Annotated in this window: 15 protein-coding genes; 6 read left to right on the top strand and 9 right to left on the bottom strand. The window is 71.1% G+C overall.

Annotated elements, in window-relative coordinates:
* Positions 1 to 9 precede the first annotated feature (9 nt).
* Positions 10 to 789 carry a hypothetical protein gene (locus ACQP2E_RS30425; protein ID WP_433826374.1) on the bottom strand — a complete coding sequence of 260 codons (780 nt, stop codon included), beginning with the start codon at positions 787 to 789 and terminating at the stop codon, positions 10 to 12.
* 201 nt (positions 790 to 990) lie between these two features.
* Between ACQP2E_RS30425 and ACQP2E_RS30420 the strand changes: the two genes are divergently transcribed.
* Positions 991 to 3,018, top strand: a complete 2,028-nt coding sequence (locus ACQP2E_RS30420) for a S8 family peptidase (protein ID WP_433826373.1) — start codon at positions 991 to 993, stop codon at positions 3,016 to 3,018.
* A 54-nt stretch (positions 3,019 to 3,072) separates the two neighbouring features.
* Here ACQP2E_RS30420 and ACQP2E_RS30415 read toward each other — a convergent pair whose 3' ends face one another.
* Positions 3,073 to 3,786 (bottom strand): hypothetical protein, encoded by a 714-nt coding sequence (locus ACQP2E_RS30415; protein ID WP_433826372.1) that lies wholly within the window; start codon positions 3,784 to 3,786, stop codon positions 3,073 to 3,075.
* Positions 3,787 to 4,049: 263 nt separating this feature from the next.
* Between ACQP2E_RS30415 and ACQP2E_RS30410 the strand changes: the two genes are divergently transcribed.
* Positions 4,050 to 4,274 carry a hypothetical protein gene (locus tag ACQP2E_RS30410; protein WP_433826371.1) on the top strand — a complete coding sequence of 75 codons (225 nt, stop codon included), beginning with the start codon at positions 4,050 to 4,052 and terminating at the stop codon, positions 4,272 to 4,274.
* A 91-nt stretch (positions 4,275 to 4,365) separates the two neighbouring features.
* Here the strand turns inward: ACQP2E_RS30410 and ACQP2E_RS30405 are convergent, their stop codons facing one another.
* From ACQP2E_RS30405 to ACQP2E_RS30385, 5 genes are read right to left on the bottom strand one after another with little or no spacing between them, the layout of a single operon-like run.
* Positions 4,366 to 5,145: a class I SAM-dependent methyltransferase gene (locus ACQP2E_RS30405; RefSeq protein WP_433826370.1), complete on the bottom strand. Its 780-nt coding sequence runs from the start codon at positions 5,143 to 5,145 to the stop codon at positions 4,366 to 4,368.
* 14 nt (positions 5,146 to 5,159) lie between these two features.
* The gene (locus tag ACQP2E_RS30400) at positions 5,160 to 6,317 is read right to left on the bottom strand and encodes a VWA domain-containing protein (RefSeq protein WP_433826369.1); all 1,158 of its coding nucleotides are present in this window, start codon (positions 6,315 to 6,317) and stop codon (positions 5,160 to 5,162) included.
* Positions 6,314 to 8,575: a DUF5682 family protein gene (locus ACQP2E_RS30395; RefSeq protein ID WP_433826368.1), complete on the bottom strand. Its 2,262-nt coding sequence runs from the start codon at positions 8,573 to 8,575 to the stop codon at positions 6,314 to 6,316. The genes ACQP2E_RS30400 and ACQP2E_RS30395 overlap by 4 nt, the downstream gene beginning before the upstream one ends.
* Positions 8,568 to 9,629 (bottom strand): ATP-binding protein, encoded by a 1,062-nt coding sequence (locus ACQP2E_RS30390; protein ID WP_433826367.1) that lies wholly within the window; start codon positions 9,627 to 9,629, stop codon positions 8,568 to 8,570. Before ACQP2E_RS30390 ends, ACQP2E_RS30395 begins: the two co-directional genes overlap by 8 nt.
* Positions 9,626 to 12,412 carry a DUF5691 domain-containing protein gene (locus tag ACQP2E_RS30385; protein WP_433826366.1) on the bottom strand — a complete coding sequence of 929 codons (2,787 nt, stop codon included), beginning with the start codon at positions 12,410 to 12,412 and terminating at the stop codon, positions 9,626 to 9,628. Before ACQP2E_RS30385 ends, ACQP2E_RS30390 begins: the two co-directional genes overlap by 4 nt.
* Positions 12,413 to 12,462: 50 nt before the next feature.
* On the opposite strand from ACQP2E_RS30385, the gene ACQP2E_RS30380 reads away from it, so the two are divergent.
* On the top strand, positions 12,463 to 13,107 hold the full coding sequence (locus ACQP2E_RS30380; protein WP_433826365.1) for an epimerase: 645 nt from the start codon (positions 12,463 to 12,465) through the stop codon (positions 13,105 to 13,107).
* A 265-nt stretch (positions 13,108 to 13,372) separates the two neighbouring features.
* Here ACQP2E_RS30380 and ACQP2E_RS30375 read toward each other — a convergent pair whose 3' ends face one another.
* Positions 13,373 to 14,386, bottom strand: a complete 1,014-nt coding sequence (locus ACQP2E_RS30375; RefSeq protein ID WP_433826364.1) for a glutathione S-transferase family protein — start codon at positions 14,384 to 14,386, stop codon at positions 13,373 to 13,375.
* A gap of 933 nt (positions 14,387 to 15,319) precedes the next feature.
* Between ACQP2E_RS30375 and ACQP2E_RS30370 the strand changes: the two genes are divergently transcribed.
* From ACQP2E_RS30370 to ACQP2E_RS30360, 3 genes are read left to right on the top strand one after another with little or no spacing between them, the layout of a single operon-like run.
* On the top strand, positions 15,320 to 16,027 hold the full coding sequence (locus ACQP2E_RS30370; protein WP_433826363.1) for a response regulator transcription factor: 708 nt from the start codon (positions 15,320 to 15,322) through the stop codon (positions 16,025 to 16,027).
* Entirely contained in the window at positions 16,020 to 17,375 is a 1,356-nt protein-coding gene (locus tag ACQP2E_RS30365; protein ID WP_433826362.1) for an ATP-binding protein, read from the top strand. Before ACQP2E_RS30370 ends, ACQP2E_RS30365 begins: the two co-directional genes overlap by 8 nt.
* Before the next feature lie 56 nt (positions 17,376 to 17,431).
* Entirely contained in the window at positions 17,432 to 17,926 is a 495-nt protein-coding gene (locus ACQP2E_RS30360; RefSeq protein ID WP_433826361.1) for a hypothetical protein, read from the top strand.
* A gap of 140 nt (positions 17,927 to 18,066) precedes the next feature.
* Here the strand turns inward: ACQP2E_RS30360 and ACQP2E_RS30355 are convergent, their stop codons facing one another.
* Entirely contained in the window at positions 18,067 to 18,837 is a 771-nt protein-coding gene (locus ACQP2E_RS30355) for a DUF5995 family protein (protein ID WP_433826360.1), read from the bottom strand.
* Between the last annotated feature and the right edge of the window lie 27 nt (positions 18,838 to 18,864).

Here is an 18,864-nt window from a genome sequence, read left to right as displayed (position 1 = left end):
CTCGCCGAATCAGCTGAGCCGTGACCACTCCTTGCCGATGATTTCGATGCTGTCGGCTGCTCGGGGCTTGCCCTTGGGTACGACCGCCATCGTCACGACGCTGCGGTCGGACGAGGTACGCCAGCAGAGAAGTAGTGTCGGTCGCTCTGTCGCCGGTGTCCCTGAACTGAATCGCACCTTGTTCGTGCACTTGATGCCGCTGCCGACCGGCTCGCCTTCTGCGCCGGCAAGGAGCAGACGACCTTGACCCGTGAGATCGGACCGGGAGCTCTCCACCTGGACTGTGCCGTTCTTGAGGGTTTCGGTCCGGCGGCTCACATCGGTGGATACGTCCTTCTTCGCAGTGAGAGGTCGTTTGAGGGGCACCCCCTCGTCGGCGGCCTCGGCCCTGGCCTTCTTGATTTCCTTGCGGATCTCTTCGTCGCTTCTTCCGCCGTTCCGGCTCTCCGTCTGCGATTCCTTCCGCTCTTCGTCACCCTTGTCCGGCTTGGACGTGGGCTTTGCCGATGAACTCGCAGCTGCCGAGGTCGGAGCCGGACTCGAGGCTGGTGCTGAGGTGGGCGAGGACCCAAGCGACACGTCGGGTGCCGGCGATACCTCAGCGGAGATGGCCGCGATCGCTGCTGGGGCGGGTGGTTCGTGGAGGCTTTGCTGCTCGGAACCGTTCGTCTGGGTCATCGCGAACGCGCCGCCTGCGACGATTGCTGCCGCGCCGCCTGCTGCGAGCAGGGTGCGCCGGCGGCGATTGCTCGCCTGTGAGGTGGGCGTGGGCGCTTCGTTCTCCGTCATGTCACCGTCCTCCGGGGTATTTGTCGGTTTTCAACCACCCATGCTTCCAAGAGATGAGGACATATCGCATGGAATCTGGATAATCACCAGCCAATCCCCAGGGTCTGGCCCGCTGCTACCCAGCCGCAACCGGATGCGATCTCATGACCGACCCTCGTTCGTCGATTCTCGAACCCGACGCCAACGAAGGGGACTACGAGGATGAAGGTTCAGCTGCGCAAGTACGCTGCCGGTGCCGTTGCTGCAGGAGCGCTCGCGGCCGTGGGTGCCGTCGCTCTGCCGCTGGGAAGTCACGACTGGCAGCCGGTCACCTACGGACTGACCGAGAGCGCGCAGGAGATCCTTCCGGCGACCGTCACCGAGGCGGAACCGGCCCGGGTCGTCAGCACCACCCTCGACGAGAGCGGCCGTCCGGTCGTCACCGTTCAGGAGGCGACGAACAAGGCTGACGCCGCGAAGATCGTCGAGAAGGCGCAGAAGGCCAAGAACGCGGTCGGTGTCGAGATCGATGCCCCAGTGAAAGCGCTCGGTGTGCCGACCGGCTCGGACACGTACCGCAGTCAGCAGTGGGACTTCACCAAGATGAACGTGGCGAACGCCTGGCAGAAGTCGACAGGGGCCGGTGTCACGGTCGCCGTCATCGACACCGGTGTCGACGCGAACCACCCCGACCTGGCCGCCAATGTCCTCAGCGGTTACGACGCCATCGCCAACACGGCCGGCAAGAGCACCGACGCGAACGGCCACGGTACGCACGTGGCCGGCACGATCGCGGCCGTGACCGGGAACAACGTGGGCATCTCCGCGATCGCCCCGGACGTCAAGATCCTGCCGGTCAAGGTGCTCGACGCCAAGGGCAGCGGGTACATGTCGGACACCGCCGAGGGCATCATCTGGGCCGCCGACAACGGCGCACAGGTGATCAACATGTCGCTGGGCTCGTCCGCGAAGGTCGCCGCCGTGACCAACGCGATCTCGTACGCCCGCAGCCGCGGCGTCACCGTCGTCGCCGCCGCCGGCAACAGCCGGGCCTCGGGCAGCCCGACCAACTACCCGGCCGCCGACGAGGGCGTCATCGGGGTGGCCGCGACCGACTCCGCCGACAAGGTCGCTTCGTACTCGAACGCCGGCAGCTACGTGGACGTCGCCGCGCCGGGCAGCGCCATCCTCAGCACGTACCCCACCGCGCTGGGCAACGCGTACATGAACATGAACGGCACCTCGATGGCCTCGCCGCACGTCGCCGCGGCCGCCGCGTTGCTGAAGGCATACAACTCGGCCCTGACGCCGGACCAGATCCAGGCCGCGCTGGAGAAGTCCGCCGTGGACCTCGGTACCGCCGGCAAGGACACCGACTTCGGGTACGGCCGGATCGACGCCGCTGCCGCCCTCGCCGCCGTCACCCCGGCAACGACCGCGCCGACGACCGCCCCGGCAACGACCGCCCCGGCAACGACCGCCCCGACCACGACCGCCCCGACGACGACCGCCCCGACGACGACCGCCCCGACGACGAGCGCCCCGACGACGAGCGCCCCGACCACTGCTCCGACGACCACACCGCCCACCGTGGCGCCGACAACAAAGACGCCGACGACCACGCCGACGACCGCTCCGACCAGCGCACCGACGACCGCTCCGGTGACGAAGTCGCCGACAGCGAGCCCGACTCCGACCCCGAGCAAGACCGTTGCCAAGGTGACCCCGGTGGTGACCGTGGGTGTCAGCGCCCGTGAGGTCTCCTACGGCACATCGACCGTCACCACGTTCACGGTGAAGGCCTCCGGCAAGGCGTACGCGGCGAAGTCGGTATCGGTCTGCCTGTCCGAAGCCGGCGGCGCGTTCTCCTGCACCGACACCAAGACCACGACCGCCGGCACGCTGCTGGTGTCCCGCGTGGCGACGGCTGCCTACCAGGTCTACCTGACGGTTCCGGAGACCGAGACGACCACGGCGGTCACGTCGGCCACGGCGAGCTACACCGTACGGGTCAAGGTTGCCGCCACCCGCACCGCGAAGGGCGTCATGACGGTGGTCCTCACCGGTCACGCCGGGCAGGCCGTCGAGGTGCAGCAGTACGTCTCCGGCGCCTGGCGGACGGTGGGCACCTACTCCGCGACCACCGCCAAGGCGGCGGTGAGTGGGCTGGTCACGGGACAGAAGTACCGGGTCGTGGTTGCGGACACGACCGAGATTCTCGGCACCACGAGCGCCACCGTCACTGCCTGACGGTTGTGATCAAAAAGGGGGCAGGACCGCAGTGGTCCTGCCCCTTTCGCACGTTCAGCCGAGCCGCGCCCACTCCTTGCCGATGATCTCGACGCTCGAACTCGTGGGCGGCTCGCCGGACGGGACGACGGCCATCGTGACCACGCTGCGCGCTTCTGACGTCCGCCAGCACAGCAGCAAGGTAGGGCGCACGCTCACCGGAGTGCTGGAGTTCACGCGTACCTTTGTGGTGCATTTGACGCCCTGGCCCGCGGGTTTTCCCTTGTCGGTCGCGAGCGAAAGCTCGCGCTCGCCGGTCAGGTCGCGAGGGGCCGAGACGATGCGGATCGTGCCGTTCTCCAGCAGCTCGGTGCGCTCGGTCACCGGTTGCGACTCCGTGCCGGCGGCCCTGAGCTGCTCTTCCGCCGAGCCGGAGGCTTCCGCCTCCGCGCTCGGCGACGGCGAGGGCGCGGGGCTGATCTCGACCGCATCCGCCGGCTTGGGAGCCTTGGTGACGGTACGCGAAACCGAAGGCTCCACAGCGGCCGGACTGGACGGCGCCGGCGAATCGGTGAGCGGGGCGAGCGCTGCGGGTTCCGGGAGAGCCGGCTGCCCGGAGCCGGTGAGCTGCAGCGCCAGGAACCCGCCGCCGGCCAGCACCGCAGCCGCGCCGACGACCGCCACGACGGCCTGTTTGCGACGCTGATTACGGCGTTCCGGAGTGTCGGCCGTCGCCGAGGCGTAGATGCCGCCGCTGGTCTCGGGATCGACCTGCTCGTCGTTGGCCATGTCACCGTCCTCCCGGTCGTGAGCGAATCCCCATGCTCCCAAATATGAGGACATATCGCCCGGAAAATCCGTAAGATCCCGCCGAGCGTGACCCGTCTCGCAGCACTGTCGGATCGTGGTCGCAAGCGGGTTCCGAGGTCACCTTCTTCAGGGACGTGCGGTTGACCCCGTACCGGATCGCCCTCCATGGTGTGGGGATACGGGTGCGATGGCGGCGGACTCGAGCCGTTCCCTCATGCCCGGATGACGGGGAGGAGGGGCACGTGCCCGGCGACCAGGTGGAGCACACCCCCGCGCGGCCGTCCTGGGACTGCCAGGTCTGCGGCCGTCCCTGGCCCTGCGACCCCGCCCGGGAACGGCTGACCCGCGAGAACGGCCGCGTCGAACTGGCCGTGAAGATGTGGGACCACATCGAGGAAGCGGCCCGCGACATGCCCCAGTCCCCGGCGTCCGAGCTGTTCGACCGATTCCTGCGCTGGACCGACTGACAAGCCCGGCTTAACGCCAGGGCCCCCGGCTGTCATCCACGGCGGCCCTGGCGTTAAGCCGGGGAAAAGGCCCCCGGACCGACCAGATCGCTCAGCGAACCGCGGCCACCGCCGCGTCGGTGCCGCCTCGCCAGATCACGCCGGCCTCGCGGAAGCCGCCGGCCAGCAACGCCTGCACGTGCCACGAGGCCGGCGGCGTCCACTCCTCCGCGTCGTGCTCGCGCGCCGGGTAGATCCGCGCCCGCTCGACGGACTTCGGGGCGAGCACCGGGTCGGCGGCGGCGCGGTCCCACCAGTCAGGCCACGACGTCGAGGCGCCGGACGCGTACTGTGCCTCGCGCTGGACCCGCGCGTGATCACGCAGCTTGCCCGAGAGTTCCGGCAGGCCCTCCTGGGGCATGTGGTCGGCGTTCGCGAAAAGGCCGCCGGGCCGCAGCACCTCGCGGATCTCGGCATAGAGGGCGCTCACCCGGGCCGCCGGCAGCCAGTGCAGCGCCGTCGCGGTCAGCACCGCGTCGAATCCGCCGGCCGGCAATCCATCGGCCGGCAGCTTGGACCGCCAGCCCGGGTCGCTCAGGTCGGCGTCGACGATGGTGGCGCGGTCACCGAACGCGTGCAGCGAGGACTCGGCGATCGTCAGCAGCACCGGGTCCTGGTCGAGCACGGTGACCTGGGCGCCGGGGAAGCGGGCGAGCGTACGCAGGCTGATCGATCCGGTCCCGCCGGCGAGATCGAGCAGGCGCGGGGAAACGCCGTCGTTAACAGCGGCGACGGCGTCGAGCATGGCCTCGAACCGGTGCTCCCGGTCCGGCATGAACGCCTCTTGCTGCCGATCCCACGACTGCTGCCAAACATTTAGGTAAGCACTCATGCCCCTCAGGGTAGTTACATTCGGGCGGCGAACGCCATCAGATCCCGCCTCTCGATCGCCGCAGCCATCAGCTCGGGGAAGGCGTCCGGCGTGCACGCGAACGCCGGAACACCCAGGGCCGCGAGAGCCGCCGCGTTCTCATGGTCGTAACTGGGGGCGCCCTCGTCAGAGAGCGCCAGCAGCGCCACGACCTGCACACCCGCCGCCTTCATCTCGGCGGCCCGGCGCAGCATCTCCTCCCGGACGCCGCCCTCGTACAGATCGCTGATCAGCACGAAGATGCTGTCCCGCGGGCGAGTGATGAGCTGCTGTGCGTACGCCATCGCCCGGTTGATGTCCGTCCCGCCGCCCAGCTGCGTCCCGAAGAGCACCTCCACCGGATCGCTGAGATGCGGAGTCAGGTCCACCACCGAGGTGTCGAAGACGACGAGCGAGGTCCGCAGCGACCGCATCGACGCCAGCACCGCCGCGAACACCCCGGAGAACACCACGGACGACGCCATCGACCCGGACTGGTCGACGCAGAGCACCACGTCGCGCTGCACCGCGGTGGTCCGCCGTCCGTAACCGATCAGCCGTTCCGGGATCACGGTCCGGTGCTCGGCCTGGTAGTGCTTGAGGTTGGCCCGGATCGTCTTGTCCCAGTCGATGTCCGCGTGCCGGGGCCGGTTGATGCGCGACGCCCGGTTCAGCGCACCGGACACCGCCGAGCGGGTCTGCTGGGTGATCCGCCGTTCCAGCTGCTCGACGACGGTACGCACCACCTGCCGCGCCGCCTGTTTCGTCGCGTCCGGCATGACCCGGTTGAGCGAGAGCAGCGTGCCGACCAGGTGCACGTCGGGCTCGACAGCGGCGAGCATCTCGGGTTCGAGCAGCAGCCGGGTGAGGTCGAGGCGTTCGATCGCGTCGGCCTGCATGACCTGCACGACAGTGCTCGGGAAGTACTCCCGGATGTCGCCGAGCCAGCGCGCCACCTTTGGTGCCGAGCTGCCGAGCCCGGCGGACCGCTGTTTGCCGGAACCGGAGTCACCGCCGCCGTCGTAGAGCGCGGCCAGCGCCGCGTCCATCGCGCCGTCCTTGCCGGCGGCCGCCTTGCCGAGTGACTCGTCGGCCTCACCGCCGAGGGCGAGCCGCCAGCGCCGCTGCCGTTCCCGGGAAGCGTCCTCGGTCATGATCCTTCCCTCCCCGAAGAAAGCGGAGCAAACCCGGAAGAGAGCGATCGGCCTAGCAGCGCACTCAGCGCCGGCAGCACCGAAACCGCCCGCTCCCGATCCAGCTCCACCGCCACGTCCGGCCCGTCACCACCCCGAACCCGGCGAGCCACCCGCTCACCGATGGCCCGGCGCTCACCGGCGTCGAACCCGCCGAACGTCCGCCGCAACAACGGAAGAACGTCCTCGAACGAATCCGCCGGAATGTCCGCCATCCACTCATCCACCAGCGACAACAGCGCCTCGTCATGGACCAGCAGCAGCCCGCCGCCGGCCAGGAACCCCTCCACCCAGGCCGCCGCGTTCGCCGGTGAACCACCGACGGTCAGCGGCAGCCGGAGCCGCCGGCGCACCTCGGCGCTGTCCAGCCGTCCTGCGTCCAGCAGCAACCGGGTCAGCCTCCCCGCCGGGAGCCCGTGCAGGCCGGGCCGCGTCGCCACCAGAGAAATCGTGGCCAGCCACTGGTCGCGCAACCGTTCGTCGTCGAGCAGGCCAACCGCCTGGTGCACGCCGTCCATGCCGTCACGCAGCTGCTTGGCCGCCTCGTCGGACAACGAACCGGCCGCCGACGGCAGCCCCGCGCAGATCCGCCCGAGCAAGCCGGCGGTCACCACCGACAAACCCGACACATCGGTACGCCGGACGTCCCCGTACCGCAGAGTCCGCGCCAAAGCGGGCAAAGCCGCCATCAAATGGTGCACGTCGGCGTCGAGCGCGGCCCGGGTGTCCAGCGCCGCGAGCACCGCCGGATAGGCGTCAGCCAGGTCCGCCAGCAGGCAGATCTCGACAAGCTCGGTGACCTCGGCGAGCGTGGTGGCGGCGTGCGCGCGCCGGGTGACCCGGGCCGTCGCGGCGGAGACGACAGTGGTGCCCCACATGCTCGACTCGACGAGCCGGACCGCGAACTCCGGCTGCCAGCAGATCCGCCACTCCTCACGGAACGTGCCGGTGCCCCGCCGGCCGGGGGTGCGTTCGCCCCACGCCAGGTCCAGGGTTCGCAGCCGGTGCAGCAGCCTGCTGCGTCGCAGATCGATCTCCCGGCGCAGGTCCAGGTCGAGGGCGCGCTCGGTGGGTTCGGGCTTGAGGCGTACCGATTTCTGCTGCGCGGCCAGGTCGCGGGCCAGCGGGACGGCCGGCATCTCGTCGGGAACCGTGCCGAGCCGTTCGCCGACCACGAGCCGACGGTCGATCAGCGCGGTGCGCAGCGGTTCGCCGTCGCACATCACGGCCTCGGCGGCCTCGGTGACCTCGGTCAGCCCGGCCAGCGGCCGTCCGCGCAGCGTGGCGAGGGCCTCGGCGAGCCGGGTCGCCTCGATCACGTGCGCCGATGAGGTCGGCACACCCTCGGACCGCAGCACCCCGGCGGCGTCGACGAGCCAGCGCGGGACCACGTCGCTCGCGGCGGTGAACAGGTGGTGGTACCAGCCCGGCGACCGCACACCCGCGCCGTAACCGGACCAGGACGCCAGCCGCCCATAGGTCCACGGCACCCAGGTGAACGCGACCTTCGCCTTTTTCCGGCCCTTGAGCAGCGCGACGTCGTCCTTCACCGGCACCTTGCGGGCGAGCGCCGGAACGTGCCACGCCCCGCACACCACCGCGATGTCGTCGTGCCGCCGCCGCTCCTCCCGCAGCACCTGCCGCATGAAGGCCTCCCGCACCAGATCCCGGGGATCCTCGCCCTCCTCGTCAGAGCCATCCCGGAAAGCGCCACCCCGGACAGCGCCACCCCGGACAGCGCCGTGCCGGATCGCGGTCATCGCCTCCTCGATCGCCTCGAAGACCGGCACCCCGCGATGCTCGACCACGTCCTCCCACCAGCGCTCCGGATCGTCATAACCGGCCGCGGCCGCCAGCTCCCCGATCGGATCGACAGGCCGTCCCACACGCCCTTCCAGATCAAGATCTATTTGGTACGCGTAAGGCAGGTCGAAGAATCGAACCGGAACACCGTTTCGCACGGCCCAGCTGATCGCCTGCCACTCCGGTGAGAAGACGGCGAACGGCCAGAAGGCAGCCCGCCCCGGATCGTCCACGGCATAACCGAGCAGCGCCACCGGTGGGTTCAGCCCGCTGTCGGCCGCCCAGCGGACCAGGTCGTCGGCTTCCGGCGGGCCCTCGATCAGCAGCACGCCGGGCCGCTGGCGTTCGAGCTCGCGCACCACGGCCCGCGCCGACCCCGGCCCGTGATGGCGTACGCCGTAGAGCCGTTCAGGCATCGCGGGCTGCCCGGTAGAAGTCGAGCCAATCGCTGCGCTCCCGGACCACCGTCTCCAGGTACTCGCGCCAGACCACCCCGTCCGACACTGGGTCCTTGACCACCGCGCCGAGGATGCCGGCGGCCACGTCACCCGGGTGCAGCGTGCCGTCGCCGAAGTGCGCGGCCAGCGCCATCCCGTTGGTGATCACCGAGATCGCCTCGGCCGTGGAGAGCGAGCCGGTCGGCGACTTGAGCTTGGTACGCCCGTCCTCGGTCACCCCGCTCCGCAGCTCGCGGAAGATCGTGACGACCCGGCGGATCTCGTCGAGCGCCTCCGGCACCTCGGGCAGTTCGAGCGACCGGCCGAGCTGCGCCACCCGCCGCGCGACGATCTCCACCTCGTCGTCGGCGTTCGCCGGAACCGGCAGCACCACCGTGTTGAACCGCCGCCGCAGCGCGCTGGACAGCTCGTTCACCCCGCGGTCCCGGTCGTTCGCCGTGGCGATCAGGTTGAACCCGCGTTCCGCCTGCACCTCGGTGTTCAGCTCCGGGACCGGCAGTGTCTTCTCGGACAGGATGGTGATCAGCGCGTCCTGCACGTCGGACGGCACCCGGGTGAGCTCCTCGAGCCGGGCGATCGAGCCGAGCCGCATCGCCCGCATCACCGGGCTCGGCACCAGCGCCGCGTCGGTGGGTCCCTCAGCGAGCAGGCGGGCGTAGTTCCAGCCGTACCGGATGGACTCCTCGGCCGTGCCGGCGGTGCCCTGCACCAGCAGCGTGGAGTCACCGGAGATCGCCGCCGCGAGATGCTCGGAGACCCAGGTCTTCGCGGTGCCGGGCACACCGAGCAGCAGCAACGCCCGGTCGGTTGCGAGCGTGGCGACGGCGACCTCGATGAGCCGGCGCGGCCCCACGTATTTCGGGGTGATCTTCGCGCCGTCGCCGAGCAGGTAGGTCACCACGGCGTGCGGCGACAGCCGCCAGCCCGGCGGCCGTCCCCGGTCGTCCGCGGCGGCGAGCAGGGCGAGCTCCTCGGCGTACTGGTCCTCGGCGTGCGGTCGCAGTGCGGTCACTGGAGCTCCTGAAGCATCTCGTGGCGGAAGGTGAGAGTGCGGGCGAGGTCGGCCACCGGCCGCACCCGCGACGGATCAACGGACTGGTCCAGCTCGGCGGCGAGGCGCCCGGCCAGGTCCGCGTAATCGGGCGGCATCGCGAGCGCCGCGGTCCGGCACAGCTCACCGAGCTGCCAGGTGTGCCGATCGGTACGCGCCCGCGCCGCCACCGTTTCCAGCACAGCCACGGCGAGCCGGTCCGGCCACGGCCCCGGGTGCAGGCTGAGCAGCCGGTGCGCGGCGCCGTCCTCGGTGCGCAGCGCCTCGGCGGCGAGCCGCGCCAGCTGGCCGGCCGGCAGCACCAGGTGCAGGTCCCAGCGCACCGACTCGCGCAGCGCGGCCGCGTCCGAAGCGAGCAGCGCGGCCGCCCAGACCGGGTCACGCCGGCTGATGGCGGCCTTGGCCCAGCCGTGCAGCAGCGGGTTCACCCAGTCGTGCCCCCGGGCCACCCCGACCCACCCGGCGGCGTCGAGCCCGGTCCAGGTGTCCAGGGGAGTGCCTGCCACGACCTCCTCCAGCAGCCACGCGCCCGCTCCGACACCCCGTGGCGGCGCCGCGCTGACGCCGTCGCGGCGCAGGCCGGTGTCGATTTCCTCGGGCGGCTCGACCGTCAACCGGTAACCGTCCCAGCGCACCGCCGCCTGGGCCCGCGCGGCCATCCGGACGCCGAGGGCCGCGCCCGGCAACCCGCGGAGCAGGTCGAGCGCCGACTCGCGGACCTCCTTGCGCCGGTCGTCGAGGGCGCGCTCCAGCAACGGTTCGTCCCGGAGGGACAGTCCGGTCCCGAACGTCTGAAGGAACCGGGCCCGGTCGTCCGACGACTCCTGGTCCCAGGTGCTCTCCAGGAGCTCGCGTGCCCGATCAGGACTGGCCCGGCGCAGCGTGACCAGCAGGTTGAGCCGGACGCTGCCGGTGCCGGTCCGCCACTCGTCGCCGACCCCGGAGAGTGGCAGGCTGCCCGGAACGGCCTCGTCGAGCAGCCACCGCCAGTCGCCGCGCTGCCCGGCCAGCCACACCCCGCGAGCGCCCGCGACCTGGGCGAGGGAACCACGGATCGTCGTGTTACGCCGCCCGGCGTCGAGCAGCGCGGGCAGCAGCGCCGGCCGGACCAGCCCGCCCCGGGCGGCCGCGGCGTCCAGCCACTGGGTGAGCAGCTCCTGCTCCAGATGGCCGCCACCGGGTGCCCCGCCGGCGAGAATCCGGGCCAGGCGCAGCGAGGCAGCGCCCGGCAGAGCAGGAACAACCTCCTCAGGCGCCGCACTCACCGGCTGCCGCCCGGCCACCGGCTCAACCCCGGCCCGCCGGCTGACCAGCGCGACAGCCGCCGCCTCCAGAAGCTCGGCGGGAGCCCCCAGCGAAATGCGCAGCGAGCCCGCCGCGACCGACTCGCCCGCCCAGGGCCTCCGCGCTGTCCCCACCAGCGCCGCGGCCAGCAGCTCCGCGGGGAGCTCCGGCTCACCGCGCGCCCCCGGGTCCGGCACCGGGCCGCCGGCCACCACGAAATCGCCGCCGGCCCAGGCTGCCAGCGGGCGCAACCCGGCCGGTGACCACTCCGCCGCCACATCGGCCGGTCGCCCACCGGCAGCGGCCAGCAGCCACCACGGCTCACGGTGGCCGGGAGCGAGCGGCAACGCCGAACCCTCCTCGTCGACCAGGCAACCCTCACCGAAACGGACGCCCGAGAGAAGCATCGGTCCGTCGTACCGAAATGGCTCGGTGGACAGCAGGCCCGCCCAGCGGGAGAGAGCCGCCTTGATGGAGCCGGCGCCCGATGGCGAGCCGAAAGGCTCGGCGGCCGAGGCGCGGTCGGCGACGAGGGCACGCAGCGGGGCCGAGCCGGGATAGAAGCAGAGGTCGCCGCGGAACTCGGTGCCCGGCACCAGATCGGAGACGAGCGGCTGGCCGGGCGCGGCGAACGCCAGCACCAGCGCGAACCGGTCGGAGCCGGTGCCGTGCAGCCAGGTGCGGCGGGTGGTCAGGGCGCCCTCGTCGAACTCGACCTGGCCGAGGACCTGCCAGCGGTCGGTGAGCCGGGGGCCGGCCAGCACGTCGTCGGTCGCGGTGGGGAAGCCGATCCGGGAGCGGACGGTGGCCGCGAGGGCGGGATCGAGCTCAGCGAGCCGGGCGTGGCCGTCGACCAGCAGGCGCAGCAGGGCCAGCTCGCCGAGGACCCGGTCGGCCCAGTGCGGGCCGGCGCCCGCGACGCCGGCCAGCCGCCGCACCGCGCTGGCCGCGCCCGGCGCCTGAGCGTCGACCAGGCGGGCCGCCATCGACTCGAAGGCCTGCCGGCCGTTGCGCGCGAACGAAGCAAGACCCTGGGAAACCTGGTCGTCGAGCCAGCGCCGCAGCTCAGCCATGCCACCGGCGACCCGCTCGGCGCGATCCTGCGCCCGTTTGGCGGCGGCGACCGGATCGGGAGGGCCGGATCGGGCCGGCCGGGCACGCGCGGTCTGCCAGGCCGTCACGAACAAGGGCGCCGCCCGATCGGAAACACCATCGGACGACCAGCGCAGCAGCAACGCCAGCACATGCTTACAAGGGATCTTGCGACTCGGGCAGGAGCACGTGAACGCCGGCCCGGCCAGGTCGGCCGCCACCTGATAACCCCGGCAGACACCCCAGACGATGTCGTCGATCCGGCCTGACGACGTGATCTGGCTGGTGACGCCGCGGGCGTTACGCAGCGAACTCGCGTCGGGTGCGAGAGCCTCGACCTGGGCGGTTGACCATCGTTCCAATCCCACGGTGAGACCCTAGGCCGGGGGTACGACGTTTCCGGCGCTGAGGAGCGGGCATGCGGGTGATTGTTTTCGGAGCGACCGGAATGGTGGGTCAGGGTGTGCTGCGGGAGTCCCTGCTCGCGCCGGACGTGACCGAGGTGCTGGTGGTGACGCGTACACCGACCGGGGTGCACCATCCGAAACTGCGCGAGGTCACGCTCGCCGACTTCTCCGACCTCAGCGGGATCGAGGGGGAGCTGTCAGGGTACGACGCGTGTTTCTACTGCCTCGGCGTCTCGTCGCTGGGCATGGACGAGGCCTCGTACACCAGGGTCTCCTACGACTATCCGATGGCCGCCGCGCGTACCCTCGCTCCGCTCAATCCGGACATGGTCTTCATCTACGTCTCGGGTGCCGGTACCGACGCGAACAGCCGGATCATGTGGTCGCGGGTCAAGGGCCGCACCGAGAACGAGGTGATGGAGACCTTCCCGAACGGGTACGCGTTCCGTCCCGGCTTCATCCAGCCCACGCACGGCGCTCGATCGAAGACCGGCTGGTACAACACCGCTTACGCGCTCACCGCCCCGCTCGTGCCGTTCTTCCGCAGGGTCGCTCCCGGCCAGGTCACCACCACCGACGCGATCGGCCGGGCGATGCTGCGCGCGGCCCGCACCGGTTTCCCGCGCCGCATCGTGACGAACGCGGACATGCACTGACCGACCTCAGACCACCGCGGCGAACGCGATCGTCATCCCGGCCAGCTGGACCGGCGTCAGCGACCCTTCCGCGACCAGCACGACCGGGACCAGCAGCAACCCTCGACCCTGACGACCGCCGGGGCGTCCTGGTCAACGTGACCGACAAGGGCCGGGCGATAGCGGACGCCGCGGTGTCCGCCGGCCTGGGCCGAGCAGCAGAAGCTGATCGCCCACCTGTCGTCCCGGCAGCAGGCCGACCTGAGCGCTCTGCTCCAGGCCGCCCTCACCGGCCGTTGATAGCTCCGTGGGCGGCGGGGACGGTCTCCTCGGGTTTGGGCGCGGGCGGGGGAGTGCCGTCGCCGAAGGGGCGGCCGCCCAGCGACTCGCGGCCGTGCGGCTCCAGCCAGCCGCCCAGGTCAGGGCCCTGCGGGACGACGCCGGTCGGGTTGATGTCGCGGTGGACCTGGTAGTAGTGCTGCTTGATGTGCACGAAGTCGATCGTGTCGCCGAAGCCCGGCGTCTGGAAAAGATCCCTTGCGTACGCCCACAGCACCGGCATCTCGGCCAGCTTCGACCGGTTGCACTTGAAGTGGCCGTGATAGACCGGGTCGAACCGGGCCAGCGTCGTGAACAGCCGGACGTCCGCCTCGGTGATCGTGTCGCCGACGAGGTACCGCTGGCCGGCGAGCCGTTCGGACAGCCAGTCGAGCTTGCCGAAAAGCCGCTGGTACGCCTGGTCGTACGCCTCCTGTGACCCCGCGAAACCGGCACGGTAGACGCCGTTGTTCACCTCGGTGAAGACACCCTTGTTCACCTCGTCGATCTCGGCGCGCAGGTGCTCCGGGTAGAGCTGCGGCGCGCCGGGCCGATGATGAGCCGTCCACTCCAGCGACAGGTCGATGGTGATCTGCGCGAAGTCGTTCGTCACCACCTGGCCGGTCGGCACGTCCACCATCGCCGGCACGGTGATCCCCTTGTCGTACTCGGGGAACCGGGCCAGGAACGCCTCCTGCAACCGCTCGATGCCGAGCACCGGATCCCGGCCGCCCGGATCCAGGTCGAACGTCCAGCTCCGCTCGTCGTGCGTCGGCCCGGCGATGCCCATCGACAGCGCGTCCTCCAGCCCGAGCAGCCGGCGCACGATGATCGCCCGGTTCGCCCACGGGCACGCGCGGCTCACCACCAGCCGATACCGCCCCGCCTCCACGGGGAACCCGTCACGACCGTCCGCGGTGATCCGGGTGGCGATGTAACGCTGGTCGCGGGTGAACTCCCCCGCCGGATTCACATAGGCCATGCCTCATCCATACCCCCAAACCCCCAGCCATCTCGCCCATCTCGCCATCTCGCCCTCTCCCAGGTCGCCGACGCCGAGGGCCGCCGTCCAAGCCGTCGTCCCCGGCGGGGGGCTGGTCGCCCAGCATCGGGGCAGCCCCCTGGCTGGCAGGGCAGCCCCGGCTGGCGGGCAGTCGCCCGGCTGAATGGGCGGTCGCCCGGCTGAATGGGCGGTCGCCCGGCTGAATGGGCGGTCGCCCGGCTGACGGGGGCAGCCGCGCGGTTGATCGGGGCAGTCAACTGGCTGTCGCCACTCGCGGGTCGGCGCGACCTCGACGCGGGCGCACGTAAGGGACCGGCCACGTTGATGAGGTCTCACCGATTGCATGTGTGCGCTCCTGTCCCGGCCCTGGCGTAGACAAAGCCGCACAGTGCAGTCGTGTGCGACCTCATCCACGCTGCCCGTCCGTTACGTGCGACTTGATCCCGGGCATGGCGGGTCAGCGCGACCCGGCAAGGCGTGCGGCTCGGGCCCGGAGTCGACGCAGGCGCGCGATTTCCGGCAGGCGTGTGGACTTCGGGCGTGGAGCTTCTTGTGAGTTTGCGGCTGTCGGGGCGGCGCAAGCTCACAAGATCTGCGAGCGGTGGTCACCCCGGCGTCGTCACGGGGAGCGCTGTGGGGGGAGGGAGGGCGAGGCATCCCCCCGTGTGTGACGCCTCGCCCGGCTCTCGGGGCGACAACTCTGCCCGGCGCACGTTCACAAGCCGGCGCTTCGAAACCTCGAAACCCGTGGGAAACCATGGCCGGCACCCGCCGGCAGCGTGCACGTTCGCCTTTATAGCACGTTTCGGAGAGCGCTTTCCGGATTATGGGAGCGTTCCCGGACAAACCTCCGATCGGGCGACAGGCGCCTTTACCTTCCTCGAACACCGCCGCTCGGCGCACGGCGGCATGATGAACGCCGTGACCGACACGCCGGAGAAAGGCAAAGGGCTCGTCCTCGTGGTCGAGGACGAGCGGCCGATCGCCGACCTGGTGCGGCTTTATCTGCGCCGGGAGGGCTTCGGCGTACAGGTCGAGCACGACGGCACGGCCGGGCTCGCCGCGGCGCGACGGTTGCGGCCCGTCGCCTGTGTGCTGGACATCGCGCTGCCCGGTCTCGACGGTACCGAGATCTGCCGCCGCCTGCGCGCCGACGGTGACTGGACGCCGGTCATCTTCCTCACCGCGCGCGACGACGAGGTCGACCGGATCCTCGGCCTGGAGCTGGGCGGCGACGACTACGTCACCAAGCCCTTCAGCCCCCGCGAGCTTGTGACCCGGGTCAAGGCGCTGCTGCGCCGCGCGGCCGTTTCCGCCGGCGACACCGCTGGGGTACGCGTACTCGGCCCGCTGACGCTCGACTCCGGACGTCGTGCGGTGACCGTGGACGGGCAGGCGCTCGTCCTCACCGCGACCGAATTTGATCTGCTCGCACACCTGCTGGGCCGGCCCGGCCGGGTCTTCACCCGGGAGGAGTTGCTCGCCGCGGTCTGGGGTTACGCGTCCGCCGCCGGAACCCGGACCGTGGACGTGCACGTGGCGCAGGTGCGCTCCAAGCTGGGCGGTGCGGCCGCGCTGATCAGAACGGTCCGCGGCGTCGGGTACACGGCCGATGCGTGACTTCTTCGGTACGCTCACCGGCCGCGCCGTCCTGGTCACCGCCGCGACCGCGGTGATCGCCGTGATCGTGACGTCGCTCGTCGCGGTGCCGGTCGCGGTCCGCTCGGTGAACCAGCAGAGCCGCGCTGAGCTGATGGACAAGACGACCCTGGCGGAGGAACTCCTCGCCGACGAGCGCCCCGCCGCGCGGGCCCGGATCGCGGCCCGGCTGCGCGAGGACGACATCGAGATCTACCTGATCCGGCGGGGTGTCCCGGACCGGCCCGGTCTGCCCGACCGGGTGGTGCGCGCGGTCGCCGGCGGCACGCTCGTGGATACCCGTGCCCTGGTGGGCGGGCGGTCCTCGTTCGTCGCGGGCCGCCCGCTGACCGGCCGCGACGCCGGCGTGATCCTGACCCAGCAGGCATCCAGCGGCACGGCCGGGCGGGTACTCGGCAGCATCTGGGTGGCGCTGCTGGCCGGCCTGCTCGGCGGGATCGTGGCCGGCGCGCTGCTGGCCCGGTTCGTCACCCGGCCGATCGAACGGGCCGCCGCCGCGGCAGGGCGGCTCGCCGCCGGCGACCGGACGGTACGCATCTCCCGGCGCGGACCGGCCGAAGCCGCCCGCCTCGCTGACGCGATCAACCAGCTGGCCGAGGCGCTGCGGACCAGCGAGGGACGCGAGCGGGAGTTCCTGCTGTCGGTCTCGCACGAGTTGCGTACGCCACTCGCGACGATCCGGGGGTACGCCGAGGCGCTCGCCGACCGGGTGATCGAGGCGGACGGCGCCGCCGAGGCCGGCAGCACCATGCTCGCCGAGGCGGACCGGCTCGACCGGCTCGTCTCGGACCTGCTGGTGCTGGCCCGGCTGGAAGCGGCCGACCTGCCGCTCGACGTGGTACCGGTGAACCTGACCGAGCTGGTCACCGAGGCCGGCCAGGCGTGGCGGGCCCGGTGCGGAACCGGCGGCCCGCGCCTGATCGTCGAGCTGCCGGAGGTGCCGGTCACCGTCGACACCGATCCGGGCCGGATCCGGCAGGTCGTCGACGGGCTCTGCGAGAACGCGCTGCGCGTGATCCCGCCCGGCGCCCCGCTGGTGCTGTCGGTCCAGGCCGGCGCATCGTCCGGTGTCGTCGAGGTACGCGACGGCGGGCCGGGGCTCACCGACGACGACCTCGCCGTCGCGTTCCAGCGCGGCGAGCTGAACAGGCGTTACCGCAACGTGCGGGCCACCGGTTCCGGGCTCGGGCTGGCACTGGCCGCACGGCTGGTCGGCCGGCTCGGCGGGCGGATCACCGCGGGTCACGCCCCGGAGGGAGGGGTCCGGTTCACCGTCGAGCTCCCTTACACAACGCGAACATCGGGCTGACGTTCGTCGATCGGCGCGGGCCGAGACTCACCGGTATGAGACGTCAACCTGGCTTTGTGCGTACCCAAGTGGCTCTGGGAATTTGTGTGGTGCTCGCGCTCGGCGGATGCGCCGAGGGTGGGGTCGCCGAGGCCGCGCCGGACAGCGGTCTTGAGGCGGTCGCGTTGCGGGCCGTCGGATTCGCGGAGGGCCTGGACGAGGCCGAACCGTCGACACCGTCAACGCCGGCCGCCGAGAAGCTGCGGCCGCGAGCCGTTCGCAAACTCCTGCGCAAGAACACGTTGCACGGCGAGGTCGTGGTGCAGGGCCGCGACGGGGAAGAACGCACCATCGTGGTGCAGCGGGGTGAGGTCACCGCCGCGGACGCCGCCGGATTCACCGTGAAATCCACCGACGGCTTCGAGTTGACCTGGACTTTCGGCGAGCCGCTGCGGGTGGTGCAGGACCGCAAGAAGGCCGAGCGCAGTGCGGTCACCACCGGTGTGCAGGTCGCTGTCGGGGGAGCGAGCGAGGGTGCGGTCACCACTGCCCGGCTCGTCGTCGTCCGCTGACCCTGCCCCCCAGGGCCAGCGGACGACGGTGGAGCAACGCCCGGCCGGCCTTGCCCCCAAGGCCGGAAAATGGGCGCCCACGCAGTGACTTTCCGCTGATCCTGCCCCCAGGATCAGCGGGTTTCACTGCAAGAACGGTGTCACTGGAGAAAATCAGCGAACGGTGACAGCAGCAGCTTGCCGAGTCCGGTCGCGGTGTCGTCGAGACGACGGCGTTGCTTGTCCAGCGCGATCATGTCGTGCCGGATCGCCCAGATCTTCTGCGAGTTACGCCAGGCGACGTTGCGGGTGTACTCCACCATCTCGCCCTGCCACCAGTCGTCCAGCTCGCCGTTCATCGTGTCGATGAGCAGCTGCCAGCGGTCCAGGTAACCGCGGCGCAGGCCCGGGATCTCCTCGTTGAAGATGTCGTTGACCTGCAGGTAGTCGTAATGCTGGTCGCTGCCGTCGATCGGGTCGGTGCCGAGGTGGTCGAACGTGGTGACAAGTGCGAACGGCAGGTCGAAGTTGATGTGCGCGTTGACGCCGGCGACGGCTGACGGCAGCGGACGGGCGTCCGGGCCGGGGATGCGGCCGAACAGGCCGGCCCACACGCCCGGGCACGCCGGGCTCCCGTCGGTCCAGTACCGCAGCGCGTCGAAGTACCGCGCGGCGAACTCGACGTCCAGCCGGGACAGGAATCCCGGGTCCTTGAACTTGCCGTCGTACAGGCGCTCCAGCACGTTCTCGGTGATCGTCAGGTACAGCTGGTTGAAGTCGGCGAGCGGGTTGCTGGTCAGCAGCGGCGGCACTCGGCACAGGACTTCTTGCAGCTTCGTCAGCTGATCGACGACGCCGGGCACGTCGTCGGGGTGCCGCTTGAGCAGGTCGGACATCTCCTGCTGGACGGGGCCCCAAATGGCTTGGGTCATTTTCGGATCCTCCACGGGTAATGCAGA

The sequence above is a fragment of the Actinoplanes sp. CA-015351 genome (genome assembly GCF_050955685.1).
In the GTDB taxonomy this organism is placed as follows: domain Bacteria; phylum Actinomycetota; class Actinomycetes; order Mycobacteriales; family Micromonosporaceae; genus Actinoplanes.
The sequence above is the reverse complement of the archived record's forward strand: the minus strand, read 5'-3'. Positions and strand labels throughout refer to the sequence as shown.

Bases quoted from the DNA above. Each gene is read 5' to 3' on its own strand.
- ACQP2E_RS30365 (WP_433826362.1), top strand. From the start codon at position 16,020: ATGCGTGACTTCTTCGGTACGCTCACCGGCCGCGCCGTCCTGGTCACC.
- ACQP2E_RS30355 (WP_433826360.1), bottom strand. From the start codon at position 18,837: ATGACCCAAGCCATTTGGGGCCCCGTCCAGCAGGAGATGTCCGACCTG.
- ACQP2E_RS30380 (WP_433826365.1), top strand. From the start codon at position 12,463: ATGCGGGTGATTGTTTTCGGAGCGACCGGAATGGTGGGTCAGGGTGTG.
- ACQP2E_RS30420 (WP_433826373.1), top strand. From the start codon at position 991: ATGAAGGTTCAGCTGCGCAAGTACGCTGCCGGTGCCGTTGCTGCAGGA.
- ACQP2E_RS30425 (WP_433826374.1), bottom strand. From the start codon at position 789: ATGACGGAGAACGAAGCGCCCACGCCCACCTCACAGGCGAGCAATCGC.
- ACQP2E_RS30370 (WP_433826363.1), top strand. From the start codon at position 15,320: ATGAACGCCGTGACCGACACGCCGGAGAAAGGCAAAGGGCTCGTCCTC.
- ACQP2E_RS30400 (WP_433826369.1), bottom strand. From the start codon at position 6,317: ATGACCGAGGACGCTTCCCGGGAACGGCAGCGGCGCTGGCGGCTCGCC.
- ACQP2E_RS30415 (WP_433826372.1), bottom strand. From the start codon at position 3,786: ATGGCCAACGACGAGCAGGTCGATCCCGAGACCAGCGGCGGCATCTAC.
- ACQP2E_RS30405 (WP_433826370.1), bottom strand. From the start codon at position 5,145: ATGAGTGCTTACCTAAATGTTTGGCAGCAGTCGTGGGATCGGCAGCAA.
- ACQP2E_RS30375 (WP_433826364.1), bottom strand. From the start codon at position 14,386: ATGGCCTATGTGAATCCGGCGGGGGAGTTCACCCGCGACCAGCGTTAC.
- ACQP2E_RS30395 (WP_433826368.1), bottom strand. From the start codon at position 8,575: ATGCCTGAACGGCTCTACGGCGTACGCCATCACGGGCCGGGGTCGGCG.